Genomic DNA, 13662 nt, shown 5'->3' on the forward strand with positions numbered 1-13662 from the left:
GCCCGAACGGATTGGAGTCGATCCCCGTGCCCGCCACCCACTGCCAGTTGACCGCGTTGCTGCCATAATCGGCGTCGAGCAGCGTGTCCCAGAACCAGCGCTCGCCGCGCCGCCAGTCGAGCAGCAGATGCTTGATGAGGAAGGACGCCGTGATCATCCGCACCCGGTTGTGCATGAAACCGGTCGCCCACAGTTCTCGCATGCCTGCGTCGACGATCGGATAGCCAGTCAGCCCTCTCGTCCAGGCGCGGTAATCGCGATCGGCCGCCACGCCCGTTCTCCACGGAAAGTCGTCATAGGCAGCGCGGCCACTGGCGGCGCCATAATCCGGCAGAATATCGATCACATTGGCGCAGAAGTCGCGCCATCCGAGCTGCCGCAACCAGGGCTCGGCATTCGACCGTGCCTGCCGCGAGGCGCTGTACCAGAGCGTCGCGGGCGAAATTTCGCCGAAATGAAGATGGGGAGAGAGTCGGGAGCTACCCTCCACCGACGGACGATTCCTGTCTTCGTCATAGTCTTCGATGAGAGGAAGGAAGGCGTCCAAGGCGCCACGCGCGCCGTCCTCGCCCGGCGTCCAGCGCCGGAAGCCGGCCGCCCAGTCGGGCTCGGTCGCCAACAGGCCCCAGTCATCGAGCCGATCGCCTGCCACCCTGCCCCCCGCCGTCGAGATCATGTCCGGCGCCTCGACCGGCCGGCGGGGCGGCATCTGCTCCTTCAGCGCGCGCCAGTAAGGCGTGAAGATGCGGTAGCGGCCATGCGTGGCGGTGAGCACCGCGCCGGGCGGAACAAGCCGCCCGCCATCGTAGAGCCGCAGGTCCGCCAGCGCCGCGAGCTGCTGCTCGGCAGCCTGCCACCAGGGTTCATAATGCCGCAGCGCATGAATGCGCGTGGCGCCGATCGCCTTAGCCATCGCACGCAACTCGGCGATGCTGCCCCCGCGCCGAAGGACGAGGCGACCGCCTTTCGCAGCGATATCACGCTCCAGCGCCTTCAGGCTGTGATGCAGCCACCAGCGCTGCGCTCCGCCCATCGCCCAGTGGCCCGGCAGTGCATCGTCGAGAACATAGACACCGGTCCAGCCACCCTCGGCCGACGCCGCGGCAACGGCAGCCTGGTCGGCAAGCCGCAGATCCTGGCGAAACCAGACGATCGATGCGGCGGTCAACGCCCCGTTTCGGCCGGCTTCGAGCTCTGCAGGCGGGCTGGATTGGCGAGATTTTGCAGCAGCGCCACGCGATCGGCATCGGACAATGCCCTCAGCAGTTCGAGCAGGCGATCATTCTGCTTGGCCCGCAGCTCGGTCTGAAGGGCTTCCTCACGACGCATCAGCGGCTCGAGCTTGTCGACGTCGACGGTAGCGCCGCTGAGAAACTGCGCCTTCTCCTGACGGATCGCGGCGAGGTCCATCTGGATCTGTGCCACGCGCGGGTCCTTCTCGCCCATGATCCGGGCGGCGATGGCATTGCCTTCCGGCGACAGAGGGACGCGCCGCACCCCCGTGGACAGCGCCAGCGGCGCGGCGGCGTTTCCGGCAGGCTTGGCGGCCGGCTTGGGCGGTGCGGCAATAGCCGCACCGGACAACACCGCCGTGACGATCACCAGCTTCATGGTCCGCGTCATGACTTATTTCTCCAATGTTCAGCCAAGCCCCATCAACGACAGCACTTCCTTGCGGCTCCGATCGTCCTCGCGGAACACCCCCATCATGCGGCTGGTGGTCATGCCGACGCCGGGGGTTCGAACCCCACGCGCGGTCATGCAGCTATGGCTGGCCTGGATCACCACCGCGACCCCGGCCGGTTCAAGATGCGTCCAGATGCAGTCCGCCACCTCGGCGGTCAGCCGCTCCTGGATCTGCAGCCGACGAGCGAAGCCATGAAGCACGCGGGCAAGCTTCGAAATGCCGACGACGCGGTTGCGCGGCAGATAGGCGATATGGGCGTGACCGATAATGGGCGCCATATGATGCTCGCAATGCGACTGGAACGGAATGTCTTTCAGCAGGACGATCTCGTCATAGCCGCCGACCTCTTCGAAGGTCCGGCTCAGGAACAGCGACGGATCCTCTTCATATCCTACGCAATATTCCTTCCAGGCACGCCCCACGCGCGCCGGGGTATCGCGCAGTCCCTCGCGATCGGGATCGTCGCCCGACCAGCGGATAAGGGTGCGGATCGCATCCTGCACCTCCTGCGGCACAGGCAGCTTCCCGGCGGTGGCGCCATCCGGCGCGCCGTCTTCTTTGTCGTCGAGTATCGACATCCCTTGACCTTATCCCATTCTTTTGGCGTTCGCCTAACGCATGGCTCCGCCCAATGTAAGCATCAGCGCGGCCACATTCTCCGGAATTCGGGCTCGCCATCGATGAACTGGTGCTTGAGCGCTCCCGCCAGGTGAAGAATCACAAGCGCGATCAGCATATAGCCGCCCACTTCGTGCATCGTTCCCAGCACATCGTGCAGATATTCCTTGCGCTCCGCCGGCAGCGCCATGATGAAGCCGATCCGCGGCCATTCGAACACCCCAAACAGCTTCATCGGGATTTCCGGTGCAGCCTTCCAAGCGCTGTCATGGGCCCATCCGGTGAGCGGCATCCACAACATCAGGACATAGAGACCAAGATGCGTCGCATGCGCTAGGCCTCGCTCCCACGGTGCCATGCTCTGTGAGAACAGCGGGGGCTTGTGACCCAACCGCCACAGGGTCCGCATCGCCACCAGGCCGAGGACGATGATCCCGATGGATTTGTGGGTATCAATCGCCAGGCGAATCCGATCGTCGGGCAGCTTCTCCGCGACGAGCCCGAGGACGATGTTGCCGATCATGAGCAATGCGATCAGCCAATGGGCTATGATGGCGGGCCTGGTGTAGTGCGGCGTCAGCGAAGGTTCATCGGTCAAGGCTAGGCTCTCCGGAGGCGGATCGTTGCGGTGCGTCAATTTTCCGATCATAGAGCCCGGGGCTCGGCTTTCCAGCCGGTTCTCCTATGGAATGCCCCTTTGGGATCCTACTTCGCATGAGTCCGACCTCCTCGCTCGAAGCGCGCTTCAATATGACATCGCCGCGATTGAACCGGCCGCCGCTCACCCTGGCAACAGTCCTGCTCCACGGCGGTGCTCTGCTGATGCTGGCGGTCCTTACGGCCCAGGCATGGGCGCAGGCCGGCATCCTGGCCTGGTCGGTCGGGCTGGCCTATCTCGCTTACGACACCGTATTGCTGGTCTTCGTCGGCGCAAAATCGCTGCCGCTCCGTCATTTGGCGGTGATCGAGCCTGCCCGCTGTGATCCGCCCACGCTGGCGGTGCTGGTGGCGGCGCATAACGAAGCCGCTGTCCTGAAGGCGACGGTGGAGGCGTTGCTCGCCCAAAAGGACCCGCCCGACATCATCCTGATCGCCGACGACGGTTCTACCGACGGCACAGCACTGACGATGGGCAGCGCCTTTGGCATGGAGATGCCGCCGCTGGGCGGCATGGCGTCCTCGCCGGTCGTGGCATCGCTCCGCTGGCTCCGCCTGCCCCATGGCGGCAAGGCGCGCGCGCTGAATGCCGCGCTGGAGTGCACCGACTGCGACGTGGTGCTGACCGTCGATGCCGACACGTTGCTGGCCGAGGACGCGATCGCGGCAATGCGCAGCGCCTTCCACCGCGAGCCGGCGCTGGTGGCCGCCACCGGGCTACTCCGGCCGATCTGCGACCGGACGATTGCGGGGCGGTTATTCCAGTGGTTCCAGACCTATGAATATGTCCGCAATTTCATCTCGCGCTTTGCCTGGATGCGGGTCGATGGGCTGCTGCTGATCTCGGGCGCGTTCGCGGGGTTCCGGCGGGACGGCGTGATTGCGGTGGGCGGATTCGATCCTGAATGCCTGGTCGAGGATTATGAACTGATCCACCGGCTGCATCGCTGGTCGATCGATCATCGCCTGGGCTGGAAGGTCCGCGTGCTCGGCGAGGCGCGCGCCTATACCGATGCGCCCGGCCACCTGGTCCCGTTCCTGCGCCAGCGCCGGCGTTGGTTCGGCGGCTTCCTGCAGACGCAATATTGGAACCGCGACATGGTCGGCAATCCGCGCTTCGGGCGGCTCGGCACGATGATGCTGCCGGTCAAGGCATTCGACACGGTGCAGCCGCTCTTCGGCCTCGTCGCCTTTGCGCTGCTAGCGGGGTTCGTCATCAGCGGCCGCAGCTTGGTCGTCGGCCCGATCCTGCTGGCTATGCTGGCCAAGGCGGCGATAGACTTCGCCTTCCACTGCTGGTCGATCATGCTCTACCGGCGCTGGTCGGGCGGGATGCTTCCGGAAGGCTGGGGCCGGGTGCTCGCGACATCGCTGGCCGAACCTTTCAGTTTCCAGCTGCTGCGCCATCTTGGCGCCGCCTGGGGCTGGATAGCCTTCCTGACCGGTCGCTCGACCTGGACCAGGGCACGGCGCGGCGGAATCCTGGCGCGGCAGGGCTGAACCGAAAGGAAGGATGCCATGAGCAACGATGATTATGTCTACGACGAAGCGACAGGCGAGTGGATCAGCGCAGGTGATGTGGCGGTGCCGGCGGCCGGCGGCGTAGAGGTGCGTGATTCGGTCGGCAACCTGCTGGTCGACGGGGATGCCGTGACGCTCATCAAGGATTTGAAGGTCAAGGGGGCCAACCAGACCCTGAAGCGCGGAACGCTGATCAAGTCGATCCGGCTGACCGGCGACGATCAGGAGATCGACTGCCGCTATGAGGGTATCAAGGGGCTGGTGCTGCGCGCGGAGTTTGTCAGGAAACGCTGAGATCCGGATGCGCGGTATCGATGCAAAGGCCTTGCCGCGGCCCTTGAGGCCAGAGCCTCAGGCGGCCGCAGCGCCCCGCTCGACGGATTCATGCTCCTCGGCGAGCGCCTGGACCAGCGGCTGGAGATTGCGATCGTAGCGCGCGAGCACGTCGGGCGCGCCGACCTGGGCGTGATGGGTGACGAAGGATTCTCCGGTCCACAGATGAAGCGCGACGCCCGGCGCTTCGGCAACGATCATCGGGCGCTCGTCGGGGGTCTCCGGATCGAGCGGCGCCATTTCGAGCGCGACCTGTGGGGCGGTCGATGGAGCGACCGCGAGCATGCGGCCGCGCCACTGCGTCGTGATCGAGCGATGGATATGACCCGCGATCATCAGAACATTCGGCCGGTCGCCGATCGCCTTGTCCAGCGTTACAACCCATGGCTCGGTAGGATGCGCGGTCATCCAGGGAATACCGGTCTCGATCGGTGGATGGTGCAGGACGATCAGCACCGGCTTGTCGGGAGCTTCGGCCAGTCGCGCCCGCAACCAAGCGGCGCGGCGGCGGCAGAAGGCACCGCCATGGTGGCCGGGATCGAGGGTGTCGAGCACGATGATCCGCACTTCGGGCTCGTCGATCACATATTGAACGAAGCCGTCCTCTGCCGGCAGGTCGGGGAAGACCTGTTTCAGCAGTCCACGGTCGTCATGATTGCCCACGCATAGGTGAACCGGGAAATCGCAGCTGTCGATCAGGCCTTTGAGACGCCGGTAACTGGCGAGGTCACCATGGTCGGTGAGGTCGCCGGTCAGGAACATGCGATCCGGTGGAACCGCCAGCCCCTTCACATAATCGATAGCCGAAGCGACGCGCCGAAAGTTGAGCTCATCGACGTTATCGAGATCGAAGCCGATATGCAGGTCGGTCAATTGCGCGATCAGCATAGCGAAGTTCCCATTACGCCGCCGGTTTCGATACCCGGCCCAACTCCAACGCCCAACATCTGATCATGGCCCCTGCACTATCGCTGTGATCTTCTCCACAGTGGGCGAGAAATAGCGGTAATCAAAGGTCAAATCCCGCCGCCTGCCCTTTCCATCGCCTTTTCGTCGATATGCTCGACCGCCTTGCCGCGGGCGCGGTTGTCGCGAACCATCAGCGGCGCGAATCCGGTGCGGTGATAATCGTGACACATCGCGCAGGATGACGGCACCGCCTTGTGGGCGTCCTGACCGCCGTGACATTCCTGGCACGTGGCGATCTTCGGCAGGTTCACGTCGGCAGCCCAGCGCGATGTCTTCACCGCGTGGCAGCTGGTGCAATTCTCCGTGTCATGCGCTGCGTGGTCGAACCAGCCCTTGGTCATATAGCGGCGGGTCAGCGACACCGGCGTCACCGCGAAGGGCGTGGTCGGATTGCCGGTGGCGCGGACCATATGGCAGTCGAAGCAGGCGCCTCCCTTCGAGAAGACCGCGCGGATCGCCTGCTCGGCATTGCCGATGTGCATCGCGCTGGTCTGCGCAAAGGCGGTTCGTTGTCCGGAGGAAGCGAAGTCGCCCGGCCGCCGTCGTTCCATGCCCTGGAATGCGCCGTTGCGGGGCGCTCCGGCTCGGTAGAAGGCGCGGATATCGGCTATCACCTGGGCGGGTTCGCCGTGGCGCAGGGTACGGATCGTGCCGCCGACTTGATCGAAGGCGAGCGAATGGCAGGCACCGCACGAATTCTCCATCTTCACGGCGGCAAAGGTGGTGCCGGTGGCATCGCGGGTGTGGCAATTCGCACATTCGAGCGGCGCGCCGTAGCCTTCACCCTTGCCGAGCGTCTTCGCCATCTGCGCGACGCCGTTGGTAGTCGACAGGTGTAGATCGTGCGGGAATTTGAGGCCGCTGTCCTCCTTGGGGTTCGCATCGAGCGAGACACGGCGGAACATCGGCACGCCGTCCGCGCCGGCGAAGCGGATCGTCGGCTCGAACTGCGGGTGATTGTCGCCGAAATCGGCGGCATTCTTGAGCGGCGTATCGATCCGCTTGCTCATGTCGCCATGGCAATTGGTGCAGAAACGCTCGTCCGTCACCGGCATCGCGGTCGTACCCTGATGCTCGGTGTGGCACTCGACGCAGCGGCCGGGCTGGATGCCGAATACGCCGCCGACCAGCTGCTTGGTGGCTCCGACGATGCCCAGCGAACCCCGGGCGTCCGCCAGTTTCTTCGGATCGGCGTGATCATGAACCTTGGTGTGGCAGGCCGCGCAGGCGGTGTCGCGCACGGCTTCCCCGGCCTTCACATGACAGGCTTGGCAATTATTCTCGAGGGTCTTGTGGACCTGCGACAGCTTGCCCGACGTCCACAGTTCGTCGGCGTGGAAGGCGACCTTGCGGGTCTGGTCGATCGGCTGGGTGTGGATCGATACCAGCGGCCAGACGAGGAAGATGCCGAGCACCAGGATCGCCAGCGCCCAGGCCAGCGGACGCTTGCCCGGTAGCACCGTAGCGAGCGAGAAGACATGCGCCTCCTCCTTGTCCTCGGACGCGTTGGAGATCGCACCGACGCGAGAGACGGTGACGATGACCGACCCTTTTTCCTCGCCCTCGCCCGGCTCGATCTCGAGCGAGTGGCTGCCGATGCGGACATCGGCGCCCTGCGCCGCGGAAAAGCGCTGGTGCTCGGTCGACTTGCCGTTGACCACCAGCGGCAGCCCTGCCGTCGCGACGACCTCGACATAGCCGCCTGCAACGATGCGGATTGCCGCATGGTTCAGGGTCACTGCCAGGTCAGGCAGGTGGATATCGCTCGAAGGGCTGCGGCCGACGCTCAGCTCGGCCTTGTCGAAGCTCTTGGGGCGAACGATGTCCCGCCCATCGGCGGTGCGCGCTACCGTGCGAACAATGAAGCTCATCTGCGCGTTCTCACCAGTAATAGAAGACGGCGACGACATGCACGAACAGTGCGGCGATCAGCGCGAAGGTCAGCGGTATATGGATGTAGAGCCAGACCTCGAGCAGCGCCTTCAGCCGCAAGTGCTTGCGGATGCGGGATAGCGAGGAGCGCCGGCGTTCGAGCAGCACCTCGACGTGATCGAGCGGATCGGCCTCGGCCTCTCCGCGCGACGGATGCGCGCGGACAGCCGCCAGCGCCGCACGGGTGCCGCACTTGCTGTAGCGGCCGGTCAGCCGTGCCACGAGGCCGCCGCCGAAAGGATCGTCGGCGAGCGCCATCTGGACGATCGCCGCGCCGTCTGCATCGAGCGGCTGCGCCGACTCGTTGAGCTGCCGGTCGAGCGTTCGCAGATTGTCGAGCATCTGGATCTGGGTCGTCTCGCCACGATTGGCGGATAGTGCCTGCGGCAGCGACGCATAGGCCGCGATGCCGAATACGCCGGAACCAATCACCAGCATCATAAGGACATAGGCGAGGGTGTGGATATTCCATCCGAAGTCGAACCCGGTGTGCAACGTCGCGACCACGATCAGCGACAGGCCGAGATAGACATGGGCGGATGTCCAGCTCTTCAGCGACCAGCGTCCCGGCGTGATCGCCCGCTTCCTTACGCCGAGCATCGTCAGCCACAGGATCAGCAAGATGCCTATGGTTCCAGTGGTATAGCCGTAGATCGTCCCACCATTGGGCTTGGGCTGCACGTCGTTGAAGGCGTATATCAGCACTGCGACACCGCACAGCGTCAGCGCGATCTTGAGCCACTTATAGCTCTGATAGCGCAGGAACCCTTCATGCTCGGAGGCGCGTTCGCGACCGGTGGTCGCCTGTCGAAGCGATTTGGTGGCCATCAGGCGTCGTCCCGCTGCAGCCGGGCGACCGTCAGAAATTCCTCAGGAGCAACGCGGATGGCCGCGCCGGTCGGACAGGCGCGCACGCAGCTCGGACCGCCCTCGATACCCGAGCACATATCGCATTTCACCGCGCGCTTGGCCTTTTCGACACCCGGCTCGGCATTGGCATAGGCCCAGTCATGACTGGGTTCGCCTGGCCCCGGCCCCTGCCCGAACAGGAACCACTTCCAAAGGCTCGGCTTCTTCGGCGGCTCCTTCTCCATGCGGATCACGCCATAGGGGCAGTTGCGCTGGCAGTTACCGCAGCCGATGCAGGTGTTGTCGATATAGACCTCGCCATCCTGGCCGCGGTGGATCGCGGTCGGCGGACAATCGGCCATGCAATGCGGATGCTCGCAATGGCGGCAGCTGGTCGGCACGTGGAGGTTCGCGAAGGTACGACCCGCCTCCCGGTCCAGCCGCGATATGCCGTCATGACTGTCCGCGCAGGCCTTCTCGCAATTGTCACAGCCGACGCAGAGATTCTCGTCGATCAGCAGCACGTCGGTGGCTTCGCCGACGCCGTTGTCGACCAGGAAGTTGGCGACCGACGAATACATGTCGACCACAGTCGCGAAGCTGTCCTTCTTGGCCTCGATGAACGAGGCGAGATCCTCGCGCTCGCCGATCGAAACCTTGGCCTTTGCGAAAAATTGGGGCTTGGCCTCAAGCAGGCGGAGGAAGGCCGCGCCATCGAGCTTGATCACCTCGGACTTGACCGCGGCGCGCACGGTCTGCTTGCGGACGCCATTGTCGAACAGCTCCAGCTCGCCGACATAATTGCCGGCAGGGATATAGGAGAGGAACACCGGCTTGCCGCCGATCGACTTCTCGACAACGACCGAGCCCGAGCGGATCACGAAGACGTCATTGCCTTCCTCGCCCTCGCGGAAGATCACCTCGCCGGCGCGCACCGCCTTGATCTCGGCGGTTTCCAGGACCTCGGCGAGATCGGCGGACTGCAGGCCGGACTGCCACATCTGGAGCAGCTGGCGCTCAGTCGAGATGCGGGTCACGGCGCGTTTCACACCGGGCACCGAAGCCATCAGCTTGAGGATCGCGTTGCGCGGAATCTCGACCACGATCGTGTCGGCGATCGAGCGGATCGTCGAACCGCGGCGGCGGCCCGACACCAGGCCGACCTCGCCAAAGATCGAGCCTTCGGGAATTACGATGCCGGTCGAACGGCCATCGGGCAACGGGATATCGACCGAGCCCTCGACGATGCAGAACAGCGACGATCCCGGCGCGTTCTTTTCGAAGATCGTCTGGTTCTTGCCATAGGCCCGCACATCGGAGTCGAGCATGAACTCGCGCATCTGCAGCGGCGACAGATCGTTTAGGATGGTGACGTTGGTGCGGATCAGCTCGAGCCACTCGTCGACCGACTTCTTCTTCGGGAGATTGACGAACTTGCCTTCCAGGATCGGCTCGTCGGCCGGCTTCAGGTCGAGATTGCCGTTGATGAACTCGACGATGTCATAGCCCTGGTTCATGCAGTGCTTGATCAGCGGATAGCCGGCCAGCGCACCGATCACGAAGATGCCGGGGTTGGTCGTCTCGAACTGGGGCGACAGCTTTGGGAAGGCCTCGCGGTCGGCGCTGGTGAACTCGATCCCGCATTCCTCGATGAACTTGCGCGGCGCCGCGGAGCCCATGCGAGCGATGACCCGGTCGCAGCGGATGCGCGCCTCACCGTCGCGGGTGTCGAGAATGATGTGGCCCGGCTCGATGCGGTTGGGCGACGTATCGGTGACGATGTTCATCCGGCCTTCGTCACGCGCCTGCATCAGCAGCTTGACGTTGGCGCTCTTCGCCCGGCTGAAATCCGCCGTGCGGTTGATGATCGTGACGATATTGCCCTGCGCCACGTCCTGCGCGAGGCCGAGCGCATTTTCGATGCCGGCATCGCCCGCGCCGACCACCATGATATGCTCGTCGACATATTCGCCGGGGTCGTCGAGCTGATATTGGAGCTGAAGATAGTTCTGGTCCGCGCCGGGCACCCGCAAAAGGTTGGGGTTGCCCTGGGTGCCGATCGCCAGAATGATGTTCTCGGCCTTGATCTCGGTCTTGTCGGTCAGGGTGATCGTGAAATCACCCTTGGCGCCGGTGATCGTCTTCACCTCGCTCTTGAGGCGGACATTCACCTTGGCGGCGGCGATCTGCTCATCCCAGAGGCCGAGGATCTTCTCGCGCTTGCCGGCATCGAAATCCACGTCCGAGCGCAGCACGAGCTGGCTCGGCGTCGCCATGACGTGCTTGCCCTTTTGATATTTGTAGATGGTATCGGAAAGATGGTCGGTCTTCTCGAGAAGGATGTGCGGGATGCCGAGCTGCGCGGCATGGGCTGCCGCGCTAAGCCCCGCCGGCCCCGAGCCAACGATGGCAATCCGGTAGGTATCCGCCACTGGTTCCCCCTGCCCCGTCATCATCACCGCCACGCCCGCGGCCTGTTTGTAACGGCGAAAACGCCTCGCCGGCCCCTAAGACCAATGAGATTTCGCCGTCTACCCCGAACCCACTCTACCAGCTTCGACGCGTTCCGCTAGACTTTCGTTACATTTGGAGATCAAAGCCTATTACGCTCAATTCCGGAGAGAAATGTGACGAAGGACGGTGCCGTAGACAAGGGGTTTTCACTGCCATTTGCGCGCATCGCGCTCGTGCTGGCAGCGCTGATCGCCATCGCCGCCATAGCCATCGCGGTCCTCCGCTCGCGCGGTGACACCGGCGCATCCGCGCCGCCCGCGGCGACGCAGCCGGTCGGCGACATCGCCTCGATGATCGGCGGGCTCGAGAAGAAGCTGCGCGACAATCCCGGCGATCCCAAGGGCTGGAACCTGCTCGGCCTCGCTTATTACAATGTCGGCCGCTACGCCGACAGCGTGCAGGCCTATGCGAAAGCGGCCGCCCTCGATCCCGACAAAGCCCAGACATGGTCGGCGCTCGGCGAGGTTCAGCTGCTCTCCGGCCCGGGCGGAATCACCCCCGAAGCAGAAGCTTCATTCCGCAAGGCCCTCGCGATCGACCCCGGCGATTTCCGCGCCCGCTATTTCATGGCGGTGAAGAAGAACGAGGGCGGCGATCACAAGGGCGCCGTCGACGACCTGATCGGCATATTGCGCGACAGCCCGCCCGATGCGCCATGGGCCCAGCCGGTGCGCGAGTTGATCTCCAGCATATCCACCAAGCACAAGATCGACATCTCCGGCCGCGTCCCGGCACCCGCCGCCCCTGCCCCTGCCGAGGACAGCGTCGTCACCGGCGGCATCCCTGGCCCGACCGCCACCGACCTGAAGGCGGCGACTGCGATGACGCCGTCGCAGCAGGACGAGATGGCGCGCGGCATGGTTGCCCGGCTCGCCGCCCGACTGGAGGCCAACCCGCGCGACGCCGACCGCTGGATCATGTTGATGCGATCGCGGATGCAGCTCAAGGATCCGGCCGGTGCCCAATCGGCGCTGGCCGGAGCGAAGGCCGCCTTCAAGGACGATGCCGCACAGCGCGCGCGGTTTGACGCGGCGGCGAAGGTGCTGGGCCTGCCCGAGCGCTGAGCTGGCGCGCCCTATCGCTGACTTCATGAAAGGTTCGGCTCTCTCGCACCCCATGCTCGGCGACTGATCGAAAGAATATCCATTACGCCGAAACTGGAAAGGGCCGCCCGGTGCCCGGACGGCCCTTTCAGCTTATCTGGCGCGCGGGATCAGGCGGCGTCGCCGCCAGCCTTTTCCTTGCTCTTCTTCGCGAAGACACGAACCGGGTCCTTGCGGCCTTCGACCACGTCCTTGTCGACGATGATCTCGTCCACGCCGTCCATCGACGGCAGGTCGAACATGGTGTCGAGCAGCAGCCCCTCGAGGATCGAGCGCAGGCCGCGCGCACCGGTCTTGCGGGTGATCGCCTTGCGGGCGACCGCGATCAGCGCGTCGTCGGTGAAACCAAGCTTCACGCCCTCCATCTCGAACAGCTTCTGATATTGTTTGACCAGCGCGTTCTTCGGCGTCGAGAGGATCTCGACCAAGGCGGGCTCGTCCAGGTCCATCAGGGTCGCGATCACCGGGAGACGGCCGACGAATTCGGGGATCAGGCCGAACTTCAGCAGATCCTCGGGCTCGCACTGCTGAAGCGTCTCGCCGGTGCGGCGCTCGTCGGGCGCCGCGACATAGGCGCCGAAGCCGATCGACTTGCCCTGCAGGCGATCACCGATGATCTTCTCGAGCCCGGCGAACGCCCCGCCGCAAATGAACAGGATATTGGTCGTGTCGACCTGCAGGAACTCCTGCTGCGGATGCTTGCGGCCGCCCTGTGGCGGCACCGAGGCGGTGGTGCCCTCCATCAGCTTGAGCAGCGCCTGCTGGACGCCCTCGCCCGATACGTCGCGGGTGATCGAGGGATTGTCGGCCTTGCGGCTGATCTTGTCGATCTCGTCGATATAGACGATGCCGCGCTGCGCCCGCTCGACATTATAGTCGGAGGCCTGGAGCAGCTTCAGGATGATGTTCTCGACATCCTCGCCGACGTAGCCGGCTTCGGTGAGCGTCGTCGCGTCGGCCATCGTGAAGGGCACGTCGAGCAGCCGCGCCATCGTCTGGGCGAGCAGCGTCTTGCCCGAGCCGGTCGGCCCGACCAGCAGGATGTTCGACTTCGCCAGCTCGACATCGGCACCCTTGGCGCCATGGTTGAGCCGCTTGTAATGGTTGTGGACCGCCACGGAGAGCACGCGCTTGGCCTTGGACTGGCCAATCACATATTGGTCGAGATGCTCGCAGATCTCATGCGGCGTCGGAACGCCGCCGTCCTTCTTGCTGACGAGCGCACCCTTGGTCTCTTCCCGGATGATATCGTTGCAGAGTTCGACGCACTCGTCGCAGATGAACACCGTCGGGCCAGCGATCAGTTTGCGGACCTCGTGCTGCGACTTGCCGCAAAACGAGCAGTACAGGGTGCTCTTCGAGTCGCCGCCGGTCAACTTGGTCATAAACTAGATCCTGACTCCACTGGGGATCGCCCATATCCTAAACATGTCCCCCCCGATCCCACAACCTTCTTAAGAAGCCATGAGCGATATCGGG

General features: G+C 64.5%; 12 protein-coding genes. 3 read left to right on the forward strand and 9 right to left on the reverse strand.

Annotated features, from left to right (window positions below; all coding sequences use genetic code 11):
- The 4 genes from AC1DPF_RS08310 to AC1DPF_RS08325 all read right to left on the reverse strand — a co-directional run.
- Positions 1 to 1168: cryptochrome/photolyase family protein (locus AC1DPF_RS08310; RefSeq protein WP_477960663.1), on the reverse strand; the 1168-nt coding region annotated here is incomplete at its 3' end.
- Positions 1165 to 1623, reverse strand: coding sequence for a hypothetical protein (locus AC1DPF_RS08315; protein ID WP_477866666.1), 459 nt, complete (start codon positions 1621 to 1623; stop codon positions 1165 to 1167). The genes AC1DPF_RS08315 and AC1DPF_RS08310, both read right to left, overlap by 4 nt.
- An 18-nt stretch (positions 1624 to 1641) precedes the next feature.
- Positions 1642 to 2265 (reverse strand): GTP cyclohydrolase I FolE, encoded by a 624-nt coding sequence (gene folE / locus AC1DPF_RS08320; RefSeq protein WP_477866668.1) that lies wholly within the window; start codon positions 2263 to 2265, stop codon positions 1642 to 1644.
- Between the two features lie 62 nt (positions 2266 to 2327).
- On the reverse strand, positions 2328 to 2903 hold the full coding sequence (locus tag AC1DPF_RS08325) for a cytochrome b (RefSeq protein WP_477960665.1): 576 nt from the start codon (positions 2901 to 2903) through the stop codon (positions 2328 to 2330).
- 116 nt (positions 2904 to 3019) lie between these two features.
- Here AC1DPF_RS08325 and AC1DPF_RS08330 point away from each other — a divergent pair, with 116 nt between their 5' ends.
- Positions 3020 to 4462 carry a glycosyltransferase family 2 protein gene (locus AC1DPF_RS08330; protein ID WP_477960667.1) on the forward strand — a complete coding sequence of 481 codons (1443 nt, stop codon included), beginning with the start codon at positions 3020 to 3022 and terminating at the stop codon, positions 4460 to 4462.
- An 18-nt stretch (positions 4463 to 4480) separates the two neighbouring features.
- A complete protein-coding gene (locus AC1DPF_RS08335) occupies positions 4481 to 4777 on the forward strand; it encodes an alkylphosphonate utilization protein (RefSeq protein ID WP_477866674.1) in 297 nt (98 codons plus the stop codon).
- A gap of 57 nt (positions 4778 to 4834) precedes the next feature.
- On the opposite strand, the gene AC1DPF_RS08340 is transcribed toward AC1DPF_RS08335, so the two are convergent.
- The 4 genes from AC1DPF_RS08340 to AC1DPF_RS08355 form a co-directional block, all read right to left on the reverse strand.
- Entirely contained in the window at positions 4835 to 5704 is an 870-nt protein-coding gene (locus AC1DPF_RS08340; protein WP_477866676.1) for a metallophosphoesterase, read from the reverse strand.
- A gap of 128 nt (positions 5705 to 5832) precedes the next feature.
- Positions 5833 to 7656, reverse strand: a complete 1824-nt coding sequence (locus AC1DPF_RS08345; RefSeq protein ID WP_477960669.1) for a cytochrome c3 family protein — start codon at positions 7654 to 7656, stop codon at positions 5833 to 5835.
- Between the two features lie 10 nt (positions 7657 to 7666).
- Positions 7667 to 8545, reverse strand: coding sequence for a hypothetical protein (locus AC1DPF_RS08350; protein ID WP_477866680.1), 879 nt, complete (start codon positions 8543 to 8545; stop codon positions 7667 to 7669).
- Positions 8545 to 11022: a cyclic nucleotide-binding domain-containing protein gene (locus AC1DPF_RS08355; RefSeq protein ID WP_477960671.1), complete on the reverse strand. Its 2478-nt coding sequence runs from the start codon at positions 11020 to 11022 to the stop codon at positions 8545 to 8547. Before AC1DPF_RS08355 ends, AC1DPF_RS08350 begins: the two co-directional genes overlap by 1 nt.
- Positions 11023 to 11193: 171 nt before the next feature.
- Here AC1DPF_RS08355 and AC1DPF_RS08360 point away from each other — a divergent pair, with 171 nt between their 5' ends.
- Entirely contained in the window at positions 11194 to 12144 is a 951-nt protein-coding gene (locus tag AC1DPF_RS08360; protein WP_477960673.1) for a tetratricopeptide repeat protein, read from the forward strand.
- Between the two features lie 149 nt (positions 12145 to 12293).
- On the opposite strand, the gene clpX is transcribed toward AC1DPF_RS08360, so the two are convergent.
- Positions 12294 to 13568: an ATP-dependent Clp protease ATP-binding subunit ClpX gene (clpX, locus tag AC1DPF_RS08365; protein ID WP_477866684.1), complete on the reverse strand. Its 1275-nt coding sequence runs from the start codon at positions 13566 to 13568 to the stop codon at positions 12294 to 12296.
- Positions 13569 to 13662 lie beyond the last annotated feature (94 nt).

Source organism: Rhizorhabdus sp. P4_G6, from assembly GCF_056401045.1.